The sequence below is a fragment of the Hoeflea sp. CAU 1731 genome (genome assembly GCF_039888615.1).
In the GTDB taxonomy this organism is placed as follows: Bacteria; Pseudomonadota; Alphaproteobacteria; order Rhizobiales; family Rhizobiaceae; genus Flavimaribacter.
Genome location: NZ_JBDQQS010000018.1, coordinates 42,553 through 65,570 on the forward strand (window position 1 = coordinate 42,553; position 23,018 = coordinate 65,570).

20 protein-coding genes are annotated in these 23,018 nt (G+C 58.8%); 10 read left to right on the forward strand and 10 right to left on the reverse strand.

The genetic code is table 11. The features are described from left to right. Positions 1-33: 33 nt before the first annotated feature. The 10 genes from AAFN47_RS23010 (at position 34) to AAFN47_RS23055 (ending at position 14,115) form a co-directional block, all read left to right on the forward strand. Positions 34-1,308 carry a cyclopropane fatty acid synthase gene (locus AAFN47_RS23010; RefSeq protein ID WP_499811607.1) on the forward strand — a complete coding sequence of 425 codons (1,275 nt, stop codon included), beginning with the start codon at positions 34-36 and terminating at the stop codon, positions 1,306-1,308. Between the two features lie 323 nt (positions 1,309-1,631). Next, positions 1,632-3,155, forward strand: a complete 1,524-nt coding sequence (locus AAFN47_RS23015) for a replicative DNA helicase (protein ID WP_499811608.1) — start codon at positions 1,632-1,634, stop codon at positions 3,153-3,155. A gap of 29 nt (positions 3,156-3,184) precedes the next feature. Continuing rightward, entirely contained in the window at positions 3,185-4,366 is a 1,182-nt protein-coding gene (alr, locus tag AAFN47_RS23020) for an alanine racemase (RefSeq protein ID WP_499811678.1), read from the forward strand. After that, positions 4,359-5,759 (forward strand): DNA repair protein RadA, encoded by a 1,401-nt coding sequence (radA, locus tag AAFN47_RS23025; RefSeq protein WP_499811609.1) that lies wholly within the window; start codon positions 4,359-4,361, stop codon positions 5,757-5,759. Before alr ends, radA begins: the two co-directional genes overlap by 8 nt. 79 nt (positions 5,760-5,838) lie before the next feature. Further along, positions 5,839-6,411 carry a CvpA family protein gene (locus AAFN47_RS23030; RefSeq protein WP_499811610.1) on the forward strand — a complete coding sequence of 191 codons (573 nt, stop codon included), beginning with the start codon at positions 5,839-5,841 and terminating at the stop codon, positions 6,409-6,411. Beyond that, positions 6,383-7,849 carry an amidophosphoribosyltransferase gene (gene purF / locus AAFN47_RS23035; protein ID WP_499811611.1) on the forward strand — a complete coding sequence of 489 codons (1,467 nt, stop codon included), beginning with the start codon at positions 6,383-6,385 and terminating at the stop codon, positions 7,847-7,849. Before AAFN47_RS23030 ends, purF begins: the two co-directional genes overlap by 29 nt. Positions 7,850-7,855: 6 nt before the next feature. Continuing rightward, entirely contained in the window at positions 7,856-8,596 is a 741-nt protein-coding gene (locus AAFN47_RS23040) for an SDR family NAD(P)-dependent oxidoreductase (RefSeq protein ID WP_499811612.1), read from the forward strand. Between the two features lie 310 nt (positions 8,597-8,906). After that, positions 8,907-9,455, forward strand: coding sequence for a PadR family transcriptional regulator (locus AAFN47_RS23045; RefSeq protein ID WP_499811613.1), 549 nt, complete (start codon positions 8,907-8,909; stop codon positions 9,453-9,455). A gap of 20 nt (positions 9,456-9,475) precedes the next feature. Then, positions 9,476-10,606, forward strand: a complete 1,131-nt coding sequence (locus tag AAFN47_RS23050) for an efflux RND transporter periplasmic adaptor subunit (protein ID WP_499811614.1) — start codon at positions 9,476-9,478, stop codon at positions 10,604-10,606. Beyond that, the gene (locus tag AAFN47_RS23055) at positions 10,603-14,115 is read left to right on the forward strand and encodes an efflux RND transporter permease subunit (RefSeq protein ID WP_499811615.1); all 3,513 of its coding nucleotides are present in this window, start codon (positions 10,603-10,605) and stop codon (positions 14,113-14,115) included. Before AAFN47_RS23050 ends, AAFN47_RS23055 begins: the two co-directional genes overlap by 4 nt. Before the next feature lie 84 nt (positions 14,116-14,199). Here AAFN47_RS23055 and AAFN47_RS23060 read toward each other — a convergent pair whose 3' ends face one another. The 10 genes from AAFN47_RS23060 to AAFN47_RS23105 all read right to left on the reverse strand — a co-directional run bounded on the left by AAFN47_RS23060 (position 14,200) and on the right by AAFN47_RS23105 (position 23,017). Next, entirely contained in the window at positions 14,200-15,228 is a 1,029-nt protein-coding gene (locus AAFN47_RS23060; RefSeq protein ID WP_499811616.1) for a branched-chain amino acid ABC transporter permease, read from the reverse strand. Continuing rightward, a complete protein-coding gene (locus AAFN47_RS23065) occupies positions 15,225-16,088 on the reverse strand; it encodes a branched-chain amino acid ABC transporter permease (RefSeq protein WP_499811617.1) in 864 nt (287 codons plus the stop codon). Before AAFN47_RS23065 ends, AAFN47_RS23060 begins: the two co-directional genes overlap by 4 nt. Before the next feature lie 4 nt (positions 16,089-16,092). Next, complete coding sequence (locus AAFN47_RS23070) at positions 16,093-16,797, reverse strand: ABC transporter ATP-binding protein (protein ID WP_499811618.1); 705 nt, start codon at positions 16,795-16,797, stop codon at positions 16,093-16,095. After that, entirely contained in the window at positions 16,790-17,518 is a 729-nt protein-coding gene (locus AAFN47_RS23075) for an ABC transporter ATP-binding protein (protein ID WP_499811619.1), read from the reverse strand. The genes AAFN47_RS23070 and AAFN47_RS23075 overlap by 8 nt, the downstream gene beginning before the upstream one ends. A 53-nt stretch (positions 17,519-17,571) precedes the next feature. Continuing rightward, the gene (locus AAFN47_RS23080; protein ID WP_499811620.1) at positions 17,572-18,846 is read right to left on the reverse strand and encodes an ABC transporter substrate-binding protein; all 1,275 of its coding nucleotides are present in this window, start codon (positions 18,844-18,846) and stop codon (positions 17,572-17,574) included. A 39-nt stretch (positions 18,847-18,885) separates the two neighbouring features. Next, positions 18,886-19,815 carry a 3-hydroxyacyl-CoA dehydrogenase family protein gene (locus tag AAFN47_RS23085; RefSeq protein ID WP_499811621.1) on the reverse strand — a complete coding sequence of 310 codons (930 nt, stop codon included), beginning with the start codon at positions 19,813-19,815 and terminating at the stop codon, positions 18,886-18,888. A 4-nt stretch (positions 19,816-19,819) separates the two neighbouring features. Then, positions 19,820-20,617 (reverse strand): SDR family NAD(P)-dependent oxidoreductase, encoded by a 798-nt coding sequence (locus AAFN47_RS23090; protein ID WP_499811622.1) that lies wholly within the window; start codon positions 20,615-20,617, stop codon positions 19,820-19,822. A 4-nt stretch (positions 20,618-20,621) separates the two neighbouring features. Continuing rightward, positions 20,622-20,966, reverse strand: a complete 345-nt coding sequence (locus AAFN47_RS23095; protein WP_499811623.1) for a cupin domain-containing protein — start codon at positions 20,964-20,966, stop codon at positions 20,622-20,624. Between the two features lie 49 nt (positions 20,967-21,015). After that, positions 21,016-21,852 (reverse strand): cyclase family protein, encoded by an 837-nt coding sequence (locus tag AAFN47_RS23100; protein WP_499811624.1) that lies wholly within the window; start codon positions 21,850-21,852, stop codon positions 21,016-21,018. Between the two features lie 196 nt (positions 21,853-22,048). Then, on the reverse strand, positions 22,049-23,017 hold the full coding sequence (locus tag AAFN47_RS23105) for an amidohydrolase family protein (RefSeq protein WP_499811625.1): 969 nt from the start codon (positions 23,015-23,017) through the stop codon (positions 22,049-22,051). Between the last annotated feature and the right edge of the window lies 1 nt (position 23,018).

Genomic DNA, 23,018 nt, shown 5'->3' on the forward strand with positions numbered 1-23,018 from the left:
CGACAGAGACTGACAAGCACGAGGCCTTTTGTCGTGGACCGTTTTCTTGAGCGATTGATAAACCGACTGGTCAAGTCGGGAAATTTGACCGTAACTTTTGCAGGAGGAAGGACGAGCAAGTTTGGAGACGGTGCGGGACGACCGGTTCATGCCCGCCTCAATAGCAAGAATGCCGAACGAAAGATTCTGCTCGATCCGTCACTCAAGTTCGCCGAAGCCTTTATGGACGGCGACATCGACATGGTCCAGGGCGATATCTATGATTTTCTCGAGTTAATTTTCGAGAATGCGGGTTCCAACGCCACCACCTCTTCGACCTGGCTCAAGGTTGTGGACGGCCTGCGCCGCGCCGTGTCCCATCTCGGTGACTGGAACACGCTCGGTCGCTCGCGGGCGAATGTCCAGCATCACTATGATCTGTCCGGCGAACTGTACGACCTGTTTCTCGATCCGGATCGTCAGTATTCCTGCGCCTACTATGAAAAGCCGGATTTCGATCTTGCCGCTGCCCAGCTCGCCAAGAAAAAGCATATCGCGGCAAAACTCTACCTGGACCGGGACGATCTTTCGGTACTCGATATCGGGTCCGGTTGGGGCGGCATGGGGCTTCACCTCGCCCGCGAATTCAATGCCCGCGTCACGGGGGTGACCCTGTCCGATGAACAGTTCAACGTATCGAACCGCAGGGCGCGCGACGAAGGGCTTGCAGCACAGGCAGAGTTCAAGCTGCTGGACTATCGCAAGATAAAGCAGAAATTCGACCGGATTGTTTCGGTCGGCATGTTCGAACATGTCGGAAAGAAACACTACCAGACCTATTTCAACAAATGCGCCAAGATACTCGACGATGACGGCGTCATGCTACTGCACACGATCGGCCAGACCCATCCGCCCTCGCCGACGAACGCATTCATCAAAAAGTACATTTTCCCGGGCGGATACATTCCGTCATTATCTGAAATGCTGCCGGCCATCGAGCGGTCCGGCCTCGCAGTGACCGATGTCGAGATACTGAGGCTGCATTACGCCGAAACGCTCAAGGCCTGGCGCGACGCCTTCATGCAGAACCGCGACAAGGCGAAAGAGCTTTACGACGAACGTTTCTGCCGCATGTGGGAATTCTATCTCGCGTCGTCCGAATCGGGTTTCCGCCACCAGGACCTCGTTGTCTTCCAGATTCAGATGGCGAAGAGGGTTGATACGCTGCCGATCGTACGCGATTACATCACCGAGATGGCGCACGCGCCTGCCAGGATGGCCCCGGCGGCCTCCCCCGCCGCTGTGAGAGAGCCCGTCGCGGCGAAGTAGCATTTTTTCTATTCCTTTGAGATGGAGCTGATTCGCTATCCGGCCCCGACTGTGGCGCAAACACTGAAAAGTCTTCAAGGTCTCGCCACTTCATCGCTGTAATTTTGATTCCCTTTCAACTGTCAAACAGAATCAGCTATCAATTGTATATCCACATGAGGCTTGTGGACATTGAGCATGGCTCGACCATTTTTCGGTTTTCGCCTGATTTTGTGCCTATACCGGTCGCCCGTAAGGCAGATGATTTCCAGCGTGATCACGGCGCACCATACCGCCAGGTGAACCGGCCCGAACATGTACGGGCCTAGTGAAGAAGGGATATTATGAGCGACCCGGCAAGACGCATCGACCAGAGCGCCAACAACAATAACAGCATCTACCGCGAGGCGCCTGGAAACATCGAAGCCGAACAGGCGCTGCTGGGCGCCATTCTCGTTAACAACGACGCCTATTACCGTGTTTCTGACTTCCTGAAGCCGATCCATTTGCACGAGCCGCTTCATCGCAAGATTTACGAGGTCGCCGGCGAAATCATCCGCATGGGTAAAACGGCCAACCCGGTCACCATCAAGACGTTCCTCCCGGCGGATGAAAAGGTTGGCGAGATGACGATTGCGCAATATCTTGCGCGTCTCGCAGCCGAAGCCGTCACCATCATCAATGCGGAAGACTATGGCCGCGCCATCTACGACCTGGCGCTGAGGCGCGCACTGATCACGATTGGCGAGGACATGGTCAACATCGCTTTCGACGCGCCATTGGACATGCCGCCCCAGAGCCAGATCGAAGACGCCGAGCGCCGGCTTTTCGAACTCGCCGAGACTGGACGCTATGACGGTGGGTTTCAGAGTTTCAACGACGCCGTCGCGCTCGCTATCGACATGGCCGGAGCCGCCTATCAGCGTGATGGCGGGCTTTCGGGCATTTCCACCGGCATTCACACGCTCGATCGCAGGATGGGAGGCCTCCAGCAGTCCGACTTGATCATACTGGCCGGGCGTCCGGGCATGGGCAAGACCTCTCTTGCAACGAACATTGCGTACAATATCGCCAAAGCCTACAGGGCCGAAGTGCAAGCCGACGGTTCATCCAAGGCCGTCAACGGCGGCGTCGTCGGCTTTTACTCTCTGGAAATGTCGTCAGAACAGCTCGCGACCCGCATCATTTCAGAGCAGACGGAGATCCCCTCTTCCAAAATTCGCCGGGGCGAGATCACGGAAGCCGATTTTGAACTTCTCGTGGGCTGCTCCCAGGAGATGCAGAAGGTGCCGCTCTTCATCGACCAGACAGGCGGCATTTCGATCGCCCAGCTTGCAGCGCGCGCGCGCCGGCTGAAACGCCAGCGCGGTCTCGACCTGCTGGTCATCGACTATGTGCAGCTCATGACAGGCTCAAAGAAGTCGAATGACAATCGCGTGCAGGAAATCACCGAGATCACGACAGGGCTGAAGGCGCTTGCCAAGGAACTCGCGGTGCCGGTCATTGCCTTGTCGCAGCTGTCGCGTCAGGTGGAAAACCGAGACGACAAGCGCCCGCAGCTTTCCGACCTTCGCGAATCGGGTTCGATCGAGCAGGACGCCGACGTAGTGCTTTTTGTCTACCGCGAGGAATATTACGTCAAGAATCAGGAACCGCGCCGAACGCCAGAAGAAGTCTCGGGCAACATCAAGACCGAGGAATATCTGCGCTGGGAAGAAAAGATGGTGAAGGTGCGCGGCACGGCCGACGTCATCGTCGCGAAACAGCGCCATGGCCCGACCGGCACAGTGTCACTCGGCTTCCAGGACGAGTTTACGCGCTTCTCCGACCTTGCAGACAGTTCCTATTCGCAATACAGCCATGAATAACATGAACAGGCAGCGGATTGGCTGAACTATTGAACGCTGACGAAATCGAAGGCGCGATTGCTGGCGATGACGACTACGGGGCGCGACTGACTGTCAACCTCGATGCGCTGGTTGAGAACTGGCGGAGCTGCCGCGCAATGAGCGGCAACGCGCGTTGCGCGGCAGTCGTCAAGGCGGACGCCTATGGGCTTGGCGCTGTCCAGGCGAGCAACGCTCTCTATGAAGCGGGCTGCAGGGACTTTTTCGTCGCGACGGCGCGTGAGGGCGCCAAATTGCGTCCATATACGCCGGACGCACGCATCTATGTCATGAACTGCATGCTCCCGGGCATCGAGACGATTTGCCGAGTGGGCGAACTGGTTCCGGTTCTCGCATCAATGGAACAGGTTGTCAGGTGGTCGGCTCATTGCATCGAGATGGACGATCATCCCTGCGCCCTTCAGGTCGATACTGGTATGAACAGGTTGGGGGTAACCGTCGAGGAAGCGCTGGATCTCGCCAACGACGTCTCGCGTCCGGCCGGTTTCGCGCCGGTGCTGGTAATGAGCCATCTCGCCAGTTCCGACGATCCGGACCATCCCCAGAACGCAGCTCAACTGGAGCGGTTCCGTCGGGTCGCGGACGCCTTCGCCGGAGTTGAAGCAAGCCTGGCCGCATCCGCCGGCATCCTGCTCGGGCCGGACTATCACTTTGATCTGACTCGTCCGGGCATTGCCCTTTATGGCGGGCGGGCGGCGAATCAGGGCAACACACCGCTCAAAATGGTCGCCACCGCCGAAGCGCGCATCATGACTATCCGCCAGGCCCACGCCGGCGAGACGGTTAGTTACGGCGCAACCGTGGAGCTTTCGCGGGACAGTCGCATCGCAGTGTGTTCCATCGGATACGCCGACGGCTATCTGCGTTCCGTCTCGGGGTCGGGCGTTCCGTTACGCGATGTAATCGAAAACGGCGCCAGCGGATGGATCAACGGTCAGGCGGCGCCGGTTCTCGGACGCGTGACCATGGACATCACCGCCTTCGACATCACCGACCTGCCCGCAGGCAGCGTTGCGGCCGGGGATTTCATCGAACTGTTCGGGCCGAACATACCGGTAGACGACGTTGCCGATGCGGCTGGCACCATTGGGTACGAGGTTCTGACGTCGCTCGGCAATCGATACCGCCGCCATTACATTCGGCAGCAATCGGAACCCTCCGGCGATGGCTAAAGCCAAAGCACGCTTCGTTTGCCAGAATTGCGGGGCCGTTTACGGGCAATGGGCAGGTCGGTGCGACAATTGCGGCGAGTGGAACACCATCGTCGAAGACAACCCCACCGCCGGGATCGGCGGAGGTCCGCAGCGCAAGGCAAGAAAAGGACGCCCTGTTGCGCTGACGCCGCTTTCCGGGGAAATAGAGGACGCGCCGCGCATCTCGAGCGGCATTGCCGAACTCGATCGCGTGACCGGCGGCGGCTTTGTGCGCGGCTCGGCCATGCTTGTCGGCGGCGATCCCGGCATCGGCAAATCAACCCTGTTGATGCAGGCGGCCGCAGCCCTCTCCCGCAACGGCCATAGTGTCATCTATGTTTCCGGAGAGGAAGCAACAGCCCAGGTCCGGCTACGCGCGCAAAGGCTCGGCGCAGCCGACAGCAATGTCATGCTGGCGGCTGAAACCAATGTCGAGGACATTCTTGCCACGCTTGATCAGAACAAACGTCCGGATTTCGTGATCGTTGATTCCATCCAGACGCTCTGGAGTGATTTCGCGGACTCGGCGCCGGGAACGGTTACTCAGGTGCGTACGGGCGTACAGGCAATGATCCGCTTCGCAAAGCAGACCGGCGCAGCGGTCGTTCTCGTCGGGCATGTCACCAAGGACGGCCAGATCGCCGGACCGCGGGTGGTCGAACATATGGTCGACGGCGTGCTGTATTTCGAAGGCGACAGGGGCCACCACTACCGAATTCTGCGCACCGTCAAGAACCGCTTCGGGCCAACTGACGAGATTGGCGTGTTCGAAATGTCAGACGCAGGTCTGCGTGAGGTCGCAAACCCGTCCGAATTGTTTCTTGGCGAACGAAACGAGAAGGCGCCGGGCGCCGCGGTGTTCGCAGGCATGGAAGGCACGCGGCCGGTTCTGGTGGAAGTCCAGGCTCTGGTGTCTCCCTCGCCGCTCGGTACGCCGCGGCGCGCCGTGGTCGGATGGGATTCAGCGCGCCTTTCGATGATTCTTGCCGTCCTGGAATCCCATTGCGGCGTCCGGCTCGGTCAGCATGACGTCTATCTCAACGTCGCCGGCGGGTATCGGATCACGGAACCCGCGGCGGATCTTGCGATCGCCGCCGCCCTGGTGTCTTCGCTTGCCGGCTTGGCCCTGCCCGCCGATTGCGTCTATTTCGGCGAGATCAGTCTTTCCGGGGCCGTGCGCCCGGTTGCGCATACGCTGCAGCGACTCAAGGAAGCCGAAAAGCTCGGATTCGCACAGGCTGTGTTGTCCGGAGGCTCCGCTGATATGCCTGCCAGACCCCACGGAGAATGGAGATTTGTTGAAAACCTGTCCGATCTGGTGGCGCGCATAGCCGGATCGGATATCCGGGATTTGCAAGACGTCGGGGAATAGAATAGTCAGAACCGGAGACGCCGGGTAAGGACCCTGCGCAGTACCAGGCTTTTCGATTGCATCGCGAGGTTGATTCAATATGCCGATTACCCTGCTGGACGGATTAGTGCTTGCCGTTACCCTGTTCTCGGCCGTGCTCGCCATGGTCAGAGGATTCTCACGGGAAGTTCTCGCCGTCGTGTCATGGGCGGCTGCCGCCTTTGCCGCATACAAGTTCTATCCAACGCTCCTGCCGTTCGTGCAGCAATATGTTTCGAATGACGATGTGGCGTTGATAATTTCGGCCGCGGCCATTTTTATCGTGGTGCTGATCGTCGTTTCCATTATTACGATGAAGATCGCCGATTTCATAATCGACAGCCGGATTGGCGCGCTCGACCGTACGCTGGGTTTCCTGTTCGGCGCGGCGCGTGGCATCCTGCTTGTGGCGGTAGCCATGCTGTTCTTCAACTGGCTCGTTGCGCCGCCACAGCAGCCGCAATGGGTTGCGGACGCCAAGTCGAAACCGATGCTGGATTCGCTTGGGGATCAGCTTGTTAACCTGCTTCCCGAAGACGCCGATTCATCGATTATCGAACGGCTGCGCGGAACAGAAACGGGTTCTGACGATGAGGCTCAAATCAGTGACTCAGACGCAACAGACAGCAACTGAACACGAGGCTGACTGCTTCCGCGACGAATGCGGTGTTTTCGGTATTTTCGGAAAGCCGGACGCCGCCGCGGTCGTGACGCTTGGCCTGCATGCCCTGCAGCATCGGGGCCAGGAAGCAGCCGGCATTGTCTCGTTTGACGGAAAGCAATTTTCGGTCGAGCGACATGTCGGCCTGATCGGCGACACCTTCACCAAACAGTCTGTCATGGACCGGCTTCCCGGCAGCCGCGCTATCGGCCATACTCGCTATTCCACAACCGGTGGCGAGGGTCTGCGCAACGTGCAGCCTCTTTTCGCGGAATTCGCAGGCGGCGGATTCGCCATCGCGCACAACGGCAATCTGACAAATGCGTTGACGAAACAGCGCGAACTGCAAAAACGCGGCGCGATCTTTTCGTCGACTTCGGATACCGAGACCGTGCTGCATCTCATTGCTGTGAGCGAGCGAGATCGTATCGTGGAGAAATTCATCGACGCCGTTACCCAGTTGGAAGGCGCGTTCTCCTTCGTCGGCCTGTCCGGCAAAAAGATGATCGGCGCGCGCGATCCGCTGGGCATCCGCCCTCTCGTGCTCGGCGATCTCGACGGCGCATACATACTCGCCTCGGAAACCTGCGCGCTCGATATCATCGGAGCGCGTATCGTCAGGGACATCCAGCCGGGCGAGGTCATCGTCCTCACCGAGGAAGGCCCCCGCAGCTATTTTCCGTTCGAAAAGACCAACCCGCGCTTCTGCATATTCGAATATGTCTATTTTGCGCGTCCTGACTCCACGATTGAGGGGCGCAACGTCTACGAGGTGCGCAAAAAGATCGGACAGGAACTGGCCCGCGAGGCGCCAGTCAACGCAGACATGGTCGTCCCGGTGCCGGATTCAGGCACCCCGGCGGCAATCGGCTTCTCCCAGGAAGCCGGGATACCATTCGATCTGGGGATTATCCGTAACCATTACGTGGGACGGACCTTCATTCAGCCGCAATCTGCTATACGCCACATGGGCGTGAAACTGAAGCACAACGCCAATAGATGGGCGATCAAGGACAAGCGGATCGTGCTAGTGGACGATTCCATCGTCCGGGGCACGACGTCGCAGAAAATTGTCCAGATGGTGCGTGATGCGGGCGCCGCGGAAGTGCATATGCGCATTGCGTCGCCTCCCACGTCCGCGTCTTGTTTCTACGGCGTTGACACGCCTGAGAAATCCAAACTGCTCGCCTCGCGCATGTCGATCGAGGAGATGCGCGATTTCATCCGCGTTGATTCCCTTGCGTTTCTGTCGATCAACGGCCTTTATCGCGCCGTAGATGAACCGCAGCGCAACGATCAATGTCCGCAATTCTGCGATGCGTGTTTTACAAGCGACTATCCGACGGCGTTGACCGATCAGGAACAATCGGATTCCACACGCGTCCTCTCCCTGCTCGCAAATAACGGGTAATCACAAATGACAGACCTGACGGGCCGTATAGCTCTGGTCACCGGAGCCTCCCGGGGAATCGGATATTTCACGTCGCTTGCGCTCGCCGATGCAGGAGCGCATGTCATCGCCGTCGCCCGCACCGTTGGAGGCCTCGAGGAGCTGGACGATGCAATTCGAGAACAGGGACGCGGATCGGCGACACTGGTCCCGCAGGATCTCCTTGACATGAAAGCGATCGACAAGCTGGGAGCAGCCATATTCGAACGCTGGGGCAAGCTCGACATTCTTGTCGCCAACGCCGCAATTCTGGGCACGCTCTCCCCCGTCGGCCACTACGAAGCGCGCATATTCGACAAAGCGATGAACACCAATGTCAATGCGACCTGGCGCGTGATTCGAACTGTCGATCCTTTGCTCGCGAAATCTGACGCCGGTCGCGCCGTCATTGTAACATCCGGAGCGGCCCACAGTTGCAGGCCCTTTCACGGTCTCTATGCGTCGAGCAAGGCCGCCGTGGAGGCGCTGGCGCGCTGCTGGGCGGCGGAGACGATCAACAGCCCGCTGCGCGTGAATTGCGTCAATCCCGGTCCGACGCGCACCGCCATGCGCGCGCTCGCCATGCCCGGGGAAGATCCAATGACCTTGCCGCATCCGTCGGAAATCGCTGGCAGTCTCGTTGCATTATGCGATCCAGAGCTAACCGAAACCGGGATGTTCTTTGACGTCCCCGAAGGGCGCTTCAAGGCTTTTCAGGCTCCGAATTGAAGCAGCAGCCGTTGAAAGACGACGCGTATTCGTCTATTTTGTGCGTTGCAACATCAGCACCATGGATGATCCGTAGCGTGAAAATTGATTCATATATATCAATTAACTAACTGTATTCGCACGACAAACATAAATCGGCTTCGGCTGGCCAGACACGGTTTTGCGATACAATCTCGGTTTCAGTATTTTGCAAACGCAAAAACGACCGAGTATATACTTGTTCGATATATATTGAGTCACTATATAGCCGCGAAGCATGCACTCGCTCGCGACTTCTCGCCGCAAGCGTCAGTACCGGACCCGACAATTAATGAACGTACGCACCCTCTGCCTGGCCATACTGCATTTCTCCGAAGCCACCGGTTACGAGATCAAGAAGATGTCGACTGAAGAGCATTTCTCCTTTTTCGTCGACGCCAGCTTCGGATCGATCTATCCAGCCCTTTCCCGCCTGCAGGACGATGGATGCGTCACAGTGCGCGAGGAGTTTGAGTCCGGAAAGCCGTCGCGCAAAGTGTATTCCATCACCGACAAGGGTCGCCAGGAATTGCATGAATCGCTTCGCGTACTTCCCCGACGCGACTCTTTCAAATCCGAATTTCTGCTGATGGCCATGTGCGCTGAAATACTCGATCGGGAGACGATCGTCCGGGCGATCGACCGCCACGTGAAGGACATGGAAGCCGAAATCGAGATGCTCGATCAGATTCTCGAACATTGCGACAACACTTCTGGCGGCAAAATCTGGGTCGCTAAATTCGGCCGCCAGGTCAAGCAGCAGGCGCTCGAATACTTCATCAAACACCGTCACGAACTCGAAGCGCTCGTCCCAGACAACCAAGCGCAAGCCGCCGAATAGAGCATTACAGGAACGCAACCATGGCTTTTCGCATCAAAGGTTCGCACATTACCGCGCTGATAATTGCCGGCGCAGTGATCGGATGGATGTCGTCGGGCGAGATCATCGTCGGCGGCCACGCCGACTCGCCTCACGCCGTTGCGCCGCCGGCCGAACGTCAGGAAAATCAGGACGACCTTTTCAAGGTCCGCTTCGTCACCCTCGAGCCCGAACAGCGGTTTGAGACATTACTGTTACACGGCCGCACTTCTGCAAAGTCGGTGATATCCGTGCGCGCCGAAACGAACGGCACACTGCATGAGCGCTTCGTGGAAAAAGGTGATGTGGTGGAGGCCGGAGATCCGGTTTGCCGGCTCGATCCGGGCGTCAGGGACACCGACATCCTTCAGGCCGAGGCAGCGCTGGAACAGGCCAAATTCGATTATGACGGCGCGCTTAAACTGAAGGAAAAGGACTACATTTCGGACACCCGCGTCAAGGCGCTGAAATACGCCATGGACAACGCAGCCGCCCGGTTGGCCTCCGCAAAGCATGAAATGTCGCATGTGGAGATTGAAGCCACGGCGTCCGGCATTGTCACCGACCCGATTGCTGAAATCGGCAGCCATCTTTCGAACGGCGATGTCTGCGTGACCCTGATCGATCCGGATCCGATGCTCTTTGTCGGACAGGTTTCCGAACGGCATGTCGGGGACATCGGCATTGGCTACGACGCAGAAGTATCAATGATCACCGGAGAAAAGGTCGATGGCAAGATCAGCTATGTCGCGCCCGCCGCAGACTCCGCGACACGCACCTTCCTGACGGAAATCGAACTTCCCAACAGCGACGGCAAGCTGCGCGACGGCGTTACTGCAACAACGACGATAAAGCTTGAAGGCTCGGAGGCATACAAAATCGCTGCGTCCTGGCTCACTCTCGACGACAATGGGGTCCTTGGAGTAAGAACGGTGGACAGCGACAATGTCGTCGCCTTCAATCCGGTCAAGATCGTCGCCCACACGCCTGAAACCATGTGGGTGACCGGGCTTGCGCCTGGAGCTCGCGTCATCACACTCGGACAGGACTATGTGATCGCGGGTCAGACCGTGGAGCCGGTTCCGGCCGAGATTGCCCGGCAAGTTCCCGCGAAGGCTGATGCTCGCTCATGACTTCTGCGCTCCAATCCATCATCACAAGGCCGAAAACGGTCCTTGCGCTCATGGTTTTCATGATCGCGGCCGGAATAATGTCCTACATTGGCATCCCGAAAGAGGCGAATCCGGACATTGACGTTCCGGTGTATTATGTCTCGATCACTCAGCAAGGTATTTCTCCCAACGACGCCGAACGCCTGCTGGTGCGGCCGATGGAAACGACGTTGCGCGGGCTCGACGGACTGAAGGAACTGACCGCGATCGCGTCTGAAGGACACGCCGGCATCGTACTTGAGTTCAATGTCGAAACTGAAGCCGATGAGGTGCTCGCCGACATACGTGACAAGGTCGATCAGGCTCAGGCTGATTTGCCTGAAGAAGCAGACGAACCGACGATCACCGAAACGAATTTCGCACTCCAGCCGACGATTATCGTCACGCTGTCGGGCGACGTTCCCGAACGCACTCTGACCCATCTCGCGCGCCGCCTGAAGGACGAAATCGAAGCAGTTTCAACTGTTCGCGAAGCCGAGCTGATGGGAGACCGGGAAGAACTTCTCGAGGTCATTCTGGATCTCATGAAGCTGGAATCCTACGACATCACGCAGGATGAGCTCCTGAATGCGCTTTCGCAAAATAACCAGCTTGTTGCGGCAGGGTTTATCGACGATGGCAACGGTCGCTTCAATGTCAAGGTGCCTGGGCTCGTGGAGAACGCCGAGGATGTCTACAATATTCCGATCAAGCAGAACGGCGAAGGCGTCGTGACGCTTGGCGAGGTTGGCGAAATCCGACGCACCTTCACGGATCCCTCCATCTTCACACGGGTGAACGGCCAGCCGGCGATTTCCATCGAAGTCACCAAACGCATCGGCACCAATATCATCGAGAACAATGACGAGGTGCGCCGGGTCGTTGCCGAGTACACAAAAGACTGGCCTCAGTCGATCCATGTCAACTATTTGCTCGACCAGTCGAGCTTCATCTTTGAAGTTCTGGGGTCGCTGCAATCGTCGATCATGACCGCAATTTTGCTGGTCATGATCTGCGTGGTCGGAACGCTTGGACTACGCTCCGGATTGCTTGTTGGCCTCGCCATCCCCGGCTCGTTCATGCTCGCCTTCCTGATTCTCGCCAGCCTCGGCATGGTGGTGAACATGATGGTTATGTTTGGCATGGTGCTGACCGTCGGAATGCTGGTCGACGGCGCGATCGTCGTGACCGAATACGCCGACCGCAAGATCGCGGAAGGCATGAAGCCGGCCGCCGCCTACCAGCGGGCGTCGAAGCTGATGTTCTGGCCTGTGGTGTCCTCTACGGCAACAACGCTCGCCGCTTTCCTGCCGCTGCTTCTATGGCCTGGCGTGTCCGGGGAGTTCATGAGCTACCTGCCCCGCATGGTGATCATCGTTCTCACGGCGTCTCTGCTCACAGCCCTGGTCTTTTTGCCGGTTACCGGAACATTGTTCGCTCAAATCGCTGCGGTGGTTTCCAAGCGGTCCAATGCGATCCTCGCCTTGTTCGTGGCCGCAATTGCCGGCGTATTCGCCTTTGTCGGTCCACTTGCACCGTTGGGGTTCACCATACAGGCTACGGGTACAGCGCTGACAGCGGCGATCGCATTGTTTCTGACTTACCGCATATCGAAGTTCATCGCCAACCGGCGTCGCGACCACGCCGTTTCAGAAGCGGACAACGTTGCGATGATGCTGTCTTCGGATTCGAAGCTGGACATCGCCAAAGTGCCGGGCTTCACGGGCGGCTATCTGCGCTTTCTGAACCTCGCTGTCGGATCACTTGCAGGCAACATCGCGGTTATCGTCGTCATCATCGCCGCCACCATAGGCAGCTACATGTATTTCGGCGCCAACAACCAGGGCGTCGAATTCTTCGTGGATGAAGAGCCGGATGTTGCGATCGTGCTGGTATCGGCACGCGGCAATCTCTCCGCCCGCGACATTCGCGATCTTGTCGCAGAGGTCGAGTATGAAGTGCTCAGGATCAATGGCATTGAAAACGTCGTGATGACCGCAACTGCTCCCGGCGGCGGCGGTAGTGGCGGCCCGCAGATAATCGGCGGCGTCCAGGACAAGCCGGCCGATGTCGTGGGCGAATTGCAGATTGAACTCGCAGACTATTGCTGCCGGCGCAAGGCGGTCGACATCTTCGAGGATATCCGTCAGAGAACAGCCGACATCGCCGGCGTCAAGGTGGAAGTGCGCAAGATCGAAGGCGGACCGCCGACCGGCAAGGATGTGCGTCTCGAAGTGAAATCGACGGACTACGACACGATGGTTGAAACCGTTGGCCGCATCCGCGAGCAGTTCGACGCCATGGAGATGCTCACCGATCAGGAGGACGCTCGCCCGCTTCCGGGCATCGAGTGGGAGATTGACGTCAATCGCGAACTGGCGGGACGTTATAATGCCGGTATCGTCCAGGTCGGATCGATGGTCCAACTCGTCACCAACGGTGTCCTGATCGGCTCTTATCGACCAGACGACTCCCAGGACGAGGTCGATATTCGCGTGCGCCTGCCGGAAGAAGAACGCACGCTCGACCAGTTCGAGGTCTTGCGTCTGAGGACCGCCAACGGCCAGGTTCCCCTCGCGAACTTCATCACCATGGGCGCCCAGCACAAGGTTTCATCGATCACAAGACGCGACGGGCTATACGCCATGGACGTCAAAGCCAATCTCGGAGAGGACGTCATGGTCGATGGACGTCCTGCAACGGCTGACGACGCGGTCAAGGAAGTCCAGAAATGGCTGGATACGCAGACATTCCCAGAAAGCGTGCAGTTGCGTTTCCGGGGTGCTGACGAGGAGCAGCAGGAGGCGAGCGAATTCCTTGGCAAGGCCGCCATGGCCGCGCTGTTCATGATGTTCGTCATCCTGCTTACCCAGTTCAATTCGTTCTACCAGACGATCCTGACGCTCTCGACGGTCATTCTGGCGGTCTCGGGCGTGCTGATCGGCATGGTGGTGACCTCACAGCCCTTCTCCATCATCATGACCGGCACAGGCATCGTCGCGCTCGCGGGCATCGTGGTGAACAACGCGATCGTGTTGATCGACACATTCAACCGGATGCGCGAGGAAGGCGTGACCGATACGCGTGAAGCCGCCCTCAAGACTGCGGCCCAGCGACTTCGTCCAATCATGCTGACGACTATCACGACCATCCTTGGCCTGGTGCCGATGGCGTTGCAGATCAACATGGACTTCTTTAGTCAGACGATCTCCGTCGGCGGCATCACCGCGATCTGGTGGGTCCAGCTATCAACCGCGATCATCTTCGGCCTGGCTTTTTCGACCATGCTGACCCTGGTCATGATCCCGGCAATGCTGGCCATGCCCGACAATATCAGGCGACTGTGGGGTCGGATCACCGGCAACGCCTTCGTTCCGCAACCCGCCTATGCTGGTGTCGGAAGCGTGACCTCGGACGATGGCGATGAGAGACCGGAACGTCGTCCGCACAATGACGACATGCCGGCGAGACGGCCTGACGCAGCGGAATAAACCGAAGAGTTTCTCAAGGGCGCGACTGGAATGTGGGCTGAATGGCCCGCATTTTCCGTTCCGTGCAAGGCTCCATTACAGGCGTTACTCTTTGCGAGAATCATTTGGCTCGACCCGGTAACCAAGCGGGAACAGACGGAGACCCGTCAGATCCTGAACGAGACCCCACAAACCTTTCGGCGCCACCAGCATAACCGAAATCGCTATCGCTCCAAGCACGATCAGGTAAATTGATCCGAGGTCGGCCAGTGTCTCGCGCAGAAGGAAAAATGCGACCGTGCCGATAATTGGGCCTTCCAGAGATCCAATTCCCCCGATCACGACGATGAAAATCACATAGGCGGTCCAGTCATTGACGCTGAACGCCGCATCGGGAGAGATCCTCAGCTTTTGCAGAAAAATCAGCGAGCCAACAAGCGTCGTCAGGCCGCCAACGACGACGTAAACGACGAATTTTGAACGCCAGATATCTATGCCGAGGGAGGAAGCGGCAAGCTCATTGTCACGAATGGCCGTCAGCGCCAGCCCGTTGCGCGACCGCAGAAACAAGTATGCGATGGCCACAACCGCAGCGGCGCATCCAAGCGTCAGCCAGTAGCTGGTCGCCTCGCGCGCATCGCGTCCGTCGGCAAGCGAGCGCACCACATCCACCGGCAGCGAAATCCCGGACCCTCCGCCAAGCGCGCTCACCTGGGCGAAACCCAACCGAAACACCTCGGCAATAACCCAGGTTCCAATCGCGAAATAAGCGCCACGAAGCCGAAAAATAAGCGCGGCGACCGGTATCGCGACGATCGCTCCGATCACTACGGAAAGTCCAATGGCCGTGAACGGATGAAGCCCGCCGAATACCGTCAGCGCGAACAGTACATATCCGCCCAGGCCGACATAGGCCTGCTGCCCAACGGAGACGAGGCCAGCATATCCGGCAAGCAGGTTCCACAGCATCGCCAGCGAGAGATAGAGGTATATTTCGCCGAGCAGCCTCAGATCGGCCCGACCCATCCACCAGGGCGCTGCAGCCAGAGCGAGCAGGAGAAGCAAGCCGAGAACCGAAGCGATGCGGCTTGCGGTCGTGACGCGGAAGACACGATGTGTATCGACAACGCTCATCCATCCATCCTCGGGAAAAGGCCGCGCGGGCGAACGGCGAGTATGATCAGGAATGCAATATGGCCTGAGAGAATCTGCCAGCCCGGATTGATCTGGGCGCCGATCGATTGCGCCACGCCTAGGATCACACCGCCAGCGAGCGTACCCCACAGATTACCGAGCCCGCCGATAATGACCGCTTCGAACCCGAAGATCAGACGGGCCGGGCCGGTTGCAGGATCGAACGAGGTCCGAACTCCGAGGAAAATTCCGGCGATGGCGGTTACCGCGAGGGACAGCGCCATAGCCAGTCCGAAGACATGACGACGGTTCAGTCCCATCAATTGGGCGATGTCCTGATTGTCTGAAACCGCCCTGAAAGCCCGGCCGAGCGCCGTTGCGTAGAATATCCACTGGAGGCCAGCTACAACCAGCACTGCTGTCAGAAACATCACGAGCGGAAGGTAGCCGACGGCCAATCCGCCGATGTTGGCGCTCGCCACCTCGATAGCGCCTGCGTTGAGCTTCTGAGGATCGGCGGAATAGCCTTCAAGCAACGCGTTCTGAATGATCACCGAGAGGCCGAACGTGACCAGCAATGGCGGCAGAATATCATCGCCAAGCGTCCAGTTCAGAACGCCGCGCTGCAGAACATATCCAAAGCCGGCCATCAGCGGCACGACCAGAATGAGCGCTACGAACGGGTTCATCGAGAGAGCCGCCATCACCGTCAGACCGAGATAGGCCGCCAGAACGATCAGGTCGCCATGGGCTATATTGACCAGACGCATGACGCCAAAGATCAGGGACAACCCTGCCGCAAACAGAGCGTAAAGCCCTCCGAGCAACGTTCCCTGCACGATTGCATTGATCCAGTCCATCTCGTCAGGTCCCGAAATAAGCGGTAGAAATCTGCTCGCGGCTAACGTCGTCTGTCCGGCCTTCCAGCGAGACACGGCCCTCCTGCAGGCAGTAGACGCGCGATGAAACCGAAAGCGCCTTGGTGATATCCTGTTCCACGATCATTGCGCTCATGCCCTCACCGACAATCGTTGGCAGCGACTCGTAAATCTGCCTGATGATGACGGGAGCAAGACCCAGGCTGATTTCGTCGAACATGACAAGGTCCGGGTTGGCCATCAGCGCCCTGCCGATCGCCACCATTTGCTGCTGGCCGCCTGAAAGGGATGTCGAAGGGAGATTCCGCCTCTCGCGCAGAACGGGAAAGAGGTCATAAATCCGTTGAAGCGACCAGGCCCCCTTGCGGCCAGTCCGGCCGCCTATGATCAGATTCTCCTCCACCGACAGCGACTGGAAAAGTTGCCGCCCTTCGGGCACCAGGGCTATGCCAAGGCCTGCAACCTGGTCCGCCCTCAGTGCGCCGATTTGCTGTCCCCGATACATGATCTGTTCCGCGCGGTTCCGGATCAATCCGGAGATCGAGCGCATCAATGTCGTCTTACCGGCGCCGTTTGCGCCGATAATTGCAACCACCTCGCCCGCCTCGACGATCATATCGACGCCGTAGAGCGCCTGGAAGTCTCCGTAATGGGCGTCCAGCTTTCGGAGATCCAGAACAGGTTCAGGCATCGGCTTCAATTCCGAGATAGATTTCCTTCACTTCGCGGCTTTCCATGACTGTCGCCGGATCCCCCTCAGCAATCATCTTGCCGAAATCGATGACGATCAGACGTCCGACCACCTTGAGGAGCGCATGCACAACATGTTCGATCCAGATGATCGACATCCCTGTCCGGTGAATAGCCTGGATCGTCTCAACAAGCAGGTGGCATTCCTCGTCGGTCAGTCCACCCGCGATTTCGTCCAGCAGCAGCAGTTTCGGTTTTGCGCAAAGCGCGCGGGTCAGTTCCAACCGTTTGCGGTCTAGCAGAGCCAGCTTCCCCGCAACGGCGTTCGCCCTATCGAGCAATCCCGTCTGGTCTAGGACGTCCAGACATGTCGATTCGGCTTCCCTGCCCGTCAGATTGGCGCCTTGTGTCGCGGCCACCATGGCGTTTTCGAAAACCGTCATGTGTCCGAAGGGCTGCGGCACCTGGAAGCTGCGGGCCATGCCCGCGCGGCAACGCTTCGCGGCGCTGTCCTGGGTCACATCACGACCGCTATACTGGACACGCCCCGAATTCGCCGCAACGGTTCCGGTAATCAGATTGAACATCGTCGTCTTGCCCGCACCGTTCGGCCCGATGACTCCCAGCGCCTCACCCTGTCTGAGGGAAAAGGTCAGGCTGTCGGCGACGACGATCGCGCCATAAGACTTGCATACGCCCGAAAGGCCAAGGATTTCTGACACTGGTTCCTCTTGGAAACGGTCGCCGCGGGTCAAGTGACTCGCGGCGAGCGCTTTTACAGAAGCTGCATTTCAGCCGTCACCGGCACTTCAGGAGCAGTCGCGTTCGCGACGATCTCAAGGTTCAGCCCGTTTGCTCCCTTCTGCCACTGGCCGCCGACAAGCGGCGTCTTGGTGACATTCTTGACCGGGCCAATAGACCAGTCGACAGGGCCGACGATCGTATCGAGCGATGTCGAGGCTATCGCCGCAACGATCGACTGCGGATCGCTGACATCGTCGACGCGCTTGACGACGTCCGCCACCACTTCGAAAAGGGCGTGCTTGAAGCCGATCGGCTGGGTCCAGGGTCGGCCCGTCGCGTCGCTGTATCCAGTGGCAAGATCCTTCGCGCTAATACCGGTGAGCGACGAGGAGAAAGGATGGTAAGGCGACCACCAGACTTCCGAAGAGAGGCCGTTACCGCGCTCGCCGAGACTGTCCACGACGGACGGGAACAACAGCGCCTTTCCGATAGTGACGATCCTCGGATTGAACCCCTGTTGGGCGGCTTGCGCCCAGAACGTTGCAAAGTCCGGCGGGATCATGTTGCCGGTCACGATCTGGCAATTCGCTTCCTTGAAGGCGTTGATCTGGGCCGTGAAGTCGTCGGTCAATGGCTGGTAGCGACCGGGATCGACCAGCGTGTAACCTGCGGCGGCAAGCGGCTTGGGCAGTCCCAGTTCCGGATCGCCCCAGGCGTTTCCGTCGGCGTCGTTGGGGAACAGACCGGCCACGGTCTTTTCAACGCCAGTACCGTCCCACATGTCCAGGAAGGCTGCGATCACGTCCTCGAGCCCCCAGAAGAAATGATAGGTGTTCTCGAATCCGTTTGCGGGATCGCCGCTACGACCGAAGAAATAGGGCTGCCAGGGGCAATCCGTGGTGATGCAGGGCACCTCGTTCAATTCCGCCTGGTCGGCCACCGGATTGGTGGTGTCGGGCGTCGAGGCGGCGGTGATGATGTCCACTTCCTCGCGAAGGATCAGATCGGACGCCACCTCTGCGGCCCGGTTCGGATTGGACTGGCTGTCCGCGGTGATGATTTCGATATTATAGGTTCCGCCCTGCCCGGCGATCCCTTCGGCGAACTTCGCCCGGATGCCTTCCAGAACATACTCGTCGGCCTCGGCGAAGCCCGCGAGCGGGCCGGTCCGCGGGCTTACATGCCCGACCTTGATAGTGCGGTCCTGAGCGAATGCCCTCCTGCCACGCAATATTGCGGGCGCCGCAAGGCCGATCGCGGCCAGTCCGCGGATCACCGTGCGGCGGTTAGTCGTAAAATGCGTCATCAAATCCTCCCTTATCTGATGCCGGATTTTTTCCGGCGTCTAGTCTATGTCATCGAGCACCGTGTCAAGACGTCCGAGGAAACGCGCCACCCTGGCGCGCGTCTCATCCGCCTTCTCCGGCGTCCATGTATGAAAGCCCTCGCCCGCCTTCATGCCGAGCTTGCCGTCCTTTACCAATTGTTCCAGATAGGGCGACGGGCCCGGACGGTTTTCCAGATCGGCAAGCACGTTTTCGTGGATGTCCAGCGTCAGGTCAGTACCAACCAGATCGGCGTTTTCCAGCGGCCCCAGAACAGCCAGCCGTCGTCCGAAGCAGGATTTTATGACGGTATCGACCGCCGCGGCGTCACAAATACCCCGCTCCACCAGGCTTATCGCCTCGCGCCACAGCGCATGCTGCATGCGGTTGCCAATGAACCCCGGCACATCTTTCTCCACGCGCACAGGCGTCTTTCCGGTGCCTGCGAGGAGCTGCGTCATCTCCTCCATCGCCGCATCGTCGGTCCATTCCGTGCGGATAACCTCGACCAGCGGGATCATATGCGGCGGGTTCCACCAATGTGTCCCAAGCGCCCGATTGCGGCGTCTCAGATCCCGCATGATTTTCGTAATCTGGATTACGGACGTATTCGAAGCCAGGATCGCATCGGATGAAGCATGCGCCTCCACTTCGGCGAATATCTGCTGCTTCAGCGCTAGCTTTTCCGGCGCAGCCTCGAAAACAAACTCGGCGTGCTGCACGGCGTCCGGCAACGTATCCCTCAAGCTAACCCTCTCGAGGCAGGCGGAAATCTCATCAGTTCCCGTTCCAAGCGACTCCAGGCTGGCGGCAATTCGCTCCGGAGCCTGATGAAGAGCCTCGGCCATCGGATCGGTCAGCGCCACGTGATGGCCGGCCCTTGCGAGAGTCAGGGCGATACCGTGCCCCATGAGCCCGGCGCCGATCACTGCGATGTGCCGAATTGCCATCACCTCAGCCCGCCGTGTATCCGCCGTCGGCGTAAAGGATATGGCCGGTGTAGAAATCACTGGCTGCGGAGGCAAGGAACAGCAAGGGTCCGGCCAGATCCTCGGGCTCGCCAAGTCGCCCTTTCGGAACACGGGTCAGGAAACCGTCGCGCACTTTCTTTGCTTCTTCGGTGTCCTCGAACATCCAGGCTGTCAGCGGTGAGCGGAAAACGGTCGGCGCGATCGCGTTGACCGTGATGCCGGTCGGACCGAGTTCGCAACCCAGCGCCTTGGTGATGCCATCTACTGCGGACTTCGAGGCGCAATAGGCGGTGTAGCCCGCGGGATGTCCGAGAAGGCCGCGGGCGGAACTCACCAGCACGATCTTGCCGCCCGTTCCCTGCGACTTCATCTGCCGGGTCGCGGCGCGCGCCAGAAGCCAGCTCTGCGTGACATTGGCGTCCATGACGGAGGCGAAGGTTTCCGCCGCCATGTCGTCGATCTTCGCAATCTTGTTCATGCCGGAAGCGACGACGAGAATGTCAAGCGCGCCATAGGCGGACACCGCGCGCGCGACCATGTCGGCGCATGTGTCTTCGTCCGACGGACGCGCATTGATTTCAGTTACCTCGGCGCCGGCCTGTCGGCATTCCGCAGCTATTTCACCGAGCGCGTCCGCCGATCCGGCAGTCAACACCAGCTTGCACCCGGCTCCGGCCAGGACGCGGGCAGCGACGGCCCCGAGAGCGCCCGATGCGCCAGTAATCAGCGCAACCTTGCCCTTGACGTCAAACAGCGACAGCGGATTTGAGATATCGGCCATGACTTCACCCTTTCGGCGGATAAGGAATGACAACCAGCATCTTGCAGACGTGGTTCGACCGGTTTTCGATACGGCGTTCCTGTCCCGGCGGTATCGTGCAGGAGTCGAGCGCACGAAGAACTTCCGTCTGGCCGTCCCACTCCAGGGTCATTTCGCCTTCCAGAACGACATATACTTTTTCGAAAGGCGTCGAGTCCGGCCCCGCGCCGCCGCCTGGCAGGAACTGGGAATAGCCGACCCACTGATTGGTCGGTCCACCTTCCTCGAAACCCTGCAGTCGCAGACCATGGACGTCCCAGTGGTTGGGCGCCTCATACGCCTGCGCATCCTCAAATCGCTTGATCAGCATTGCTGCGCTCCTCTCATGAACGGATTGCCGTGATCCCGGCAATCTTGCGTCAGAAACTCTCGCCAGCCTCGATCCGGTAATTCTGACCCTTGTCAATCATTGCAACCAGCCGGATGATACAGCCGTCGCCCCGGTCCCAGTTCCACGGGAAGAACGCAAATGTGCAGCGCTTGCCGGTCACAGCGTCGAGATCGCCGCCTACATTCTCGATTCCCAGTATGCCCGCGCGGAACAACTTGTTGTGGACCGGCTCCCAATCAGGGAACGCCTCATCCCATGCAATGCCGCCCGACCATTCCTTGTATTCCTCGGCCAGATGCGGCAACAGCGGTCCGTTCCGGTGCGGGCCGATAGCGGTCGCGAGCGGATGGTCGTTAGCCTGCGTGTCGTGTCCGACGACCTTGACGCCCTTCTCGATCATCCAGTCTGCGGCCGAAGGCACCAGACCCGGACAGTAGGCAAAATAGTCACCGTCCTCATACTGTTTGTGCCAGCCCGTATTGATGATCAGGACGTCGTTCTTGCGGATCGCGTGACCGCAAGCCTTCTCCAGGTCATCCGCCGTGATCTGCTCCCACTTCTCTTTCGGAATCGGAACAACCAGACCCGTGCCGAAGAAGTGCGGCAGCGGAACCTCGTCAATGAAGGGCGTGCCCTGAACCACATGCGCAGGCGCATCGATGTGGGTCGTGACATGCATGGTGGTTGTAAGCGTCTGACTCAGGACGCCGGATTTCGCCATGTAGTGCATGCGTTCGATCTGCACATCGCGAAAATACGGCCAGTTCGGGCATTGGAATCCGTAGCGGTGGCTGAGATTGTAGAACTCCAGCCCCATATCATTGTCGGTATTGCCCTGGAATTCGATTCCGCGAATTTCAACCATGTTTTCCTCCCTGGCCATCTTCAGCCGATTTCAGTCGTAGCAACCGACTTTTTCGTCCCGCTATATGGTACAGGTGCACCATAATACAAGCTATGTCAACTTTGTTTTCCGAGTTCGCGCCTTATCGCAAACATGCGTGCACAAACTTCAAAATACTGTAGAACAGCAAGGTCGTCGCGCCTGGCCGTCCCGATATTTAACTTCCAAGCTTTAACAACGATCTCGCATTCTCGTAGCAAATCAGGCGCCGCTCCTCATCCGTCAGAGGAGTTTCCTCGATCCAGTCGCCAGCCTCCTTTGCCGTTTCAAACGGATAATCGACCGAAAACAGAACCTGGCCAATCCCCATCATATCGATTGAACAGCGCAGAGGCGCGTCAGCGCACATACCAGACGTTGTGACCCAGACATTTTGCCTGAAATAGTCGGAAGGCGGCTTGTCCAGACTCATTTCACCCCGGTGGGATATCTCCCAGCGGCTATCGAGCCGCCACAGCAGGAACGGCAGCGCCTCGCCTAGATGTCCAAGCACCAATCGCGCGCCCGGGTAGCGATCAAACGTACCGGCAAAGACCAGCCGCAATGCATGGGTCGCCGTCTCGACCGTCCATGACCAGACGGGTCCGTAAAGTTCCGGGTGGTCGTGATACATATGAACAACCTCCGGCGGATTGTTCGGATGAATGTAGATCGGCGCCTTCAGATCGGAAACACGCTCCCAGAAAGGAGAATACCGGTCGTCGTCCAGATAGGCTCCGCCTGTCTGACCATTGATCATGGCCCCCTGCATGCCGAGATCTCGAATGCAACGCTCGAGTTCGTCAGCCGCGCCTGCCGGATCCTGCATCGCGAGATGGGCAAAGCCTCCGAACCGGTCCGGTCGTTTGGCGATTTCCTCGGCAAGATAATCGTTGACCTTACGCGCGCGGTCGACTGCGACTGCGGTTCGCTTTTCCACCTGCACGCCTGGGCCTGCAAGCGAGAGGACCGATTTCTCGATTCCTATCTCATCCATGGCGGCAAGACGACGTTCGCCGAAATCCATCAGCGCATCCCGCGCCTTTCCGAACAGCGCCGGACTGATGTTGATCGCCGTCGTACCAAAGTACTCCAGGAAATCCGGGTGCATGAAATGCTCTTCAAGTGCAATTTTCGGCGTCTTCACG

What these genes read in the sequence shown, in the direction of transcription:
- AAFN47_RS23015 (WP_499811608.1), top strand. Translation starts at nt 1,632, where the DNA reads ATGAGCGACCCGGCAAGACGCATCGACCAGAGCGCCAACAACAATAAC.
- radA (WP_499811609.1), top strand. Translation starts at nt 4,359, where the DNA reads ATGGCTAAAGCCAAAGCACGCTTCGTTTGCCAGAATTGCGGGGCCGTT.
- AAFN47_RS23030 (WP_499811610.1), top strand. Translation starts at nt 5,839, where the DNA reads ATGCCGATTACCCTGCTGGACGGATTAGTGCTTGCCGTTACCCTGTTC.
- AAFN47_RS23040 (WP_499811612.1), top strand. Translation starts at nt 7,856, where the DNA reads ATGACAGACCTGACGGGCCGTATAGCTCTGGTCACCGGAGCCTCCCGG.
- AAFN47_RS23045 (WP_499811613.1), top strand. Translation starts at nt 8,907, where the DNA reads ATGAACGTACGCACCCTCTGCCTGGCCATACTGCATTTCTCCGAAGCC.
- AAFN47_RS23050 (WP_499811614.1), top strand. Translation starts at nt 9,476, where the DNA reads ATGGCTTTTCGCATCAAAGGTTCGCACATTACCGCGCTGATAATTGCC.
- AAFN47_RS23055 (WP_499811615.1), top strand. Translation starts at nt 10,603, where the DNA reads ATGACTTCTGCGCTCCAATCCATCATCACAAGGCCGAAAACGGTCCTT.
- AAFN47_RS23060 (WP_499811616.1), bottom strand. Translation starts at nt 15,228, where the DNA reads ATGAGCGTTGTCGATACACATCGTGTCTTCCGCGTCACGACCGCAAGC.
- AAFN47_RS23065 (WP_499811617.1), bottom strand. Translation starts at nt 16,088, where the DNA reads ATGGACTGGATCAATGCAATCGTGCAGGGAACGTTGCTCGGAGGGCTT.
- AAFN47_RS23070 (WP_499811618.1), bottom strand. Translation starts at nt 16,797, where the DNA reads ATGCCTGAACCTGTTCTGGATCTCCGAAAGCTGGACGCCCATTACGGA.
- AAFN47_RS23080 (WP_499811620.1), bottom strand. Translation starts at nt 18,846, where the DNA reads ATGACGCATTTTACGACTAACCGCCGCACGGTGATCCGCGGACTGGCC.
- AAFN47_RS23085 (WP_499811621.1), bottom strand. Translation starts at nt 19,815, where the DNA reads ATGGCAATTCGGCACATCGCAGTGATCGGCGCCGGGCTCATGGGGCAC.
- AAFN47_RS23090 (WP_499811622.1), bottom strand. Translation starts at nt 20,617, where the DNA reads ATGGCCGATATCTCAAATCCGCTGTCGCTGTTTGACGTCAAGGGCAAG.
- AAFN47_RS23095 (WP_499811623.1), bottom strand. Translation starts at nt 20,966, where the DNA reads ATGCTGATCAAGCGATTTGAGGATGCGCAGGCGTATGAGGCGCCCAAC.
- AAFN47_RS23100 (WP_499811624.1), bottom strand. Translation starts at nt 21,852, where the DNA reads ATGGTTGAAATTCGCGGAATCGAATTCCAGGGCAATACCGACAATGAT.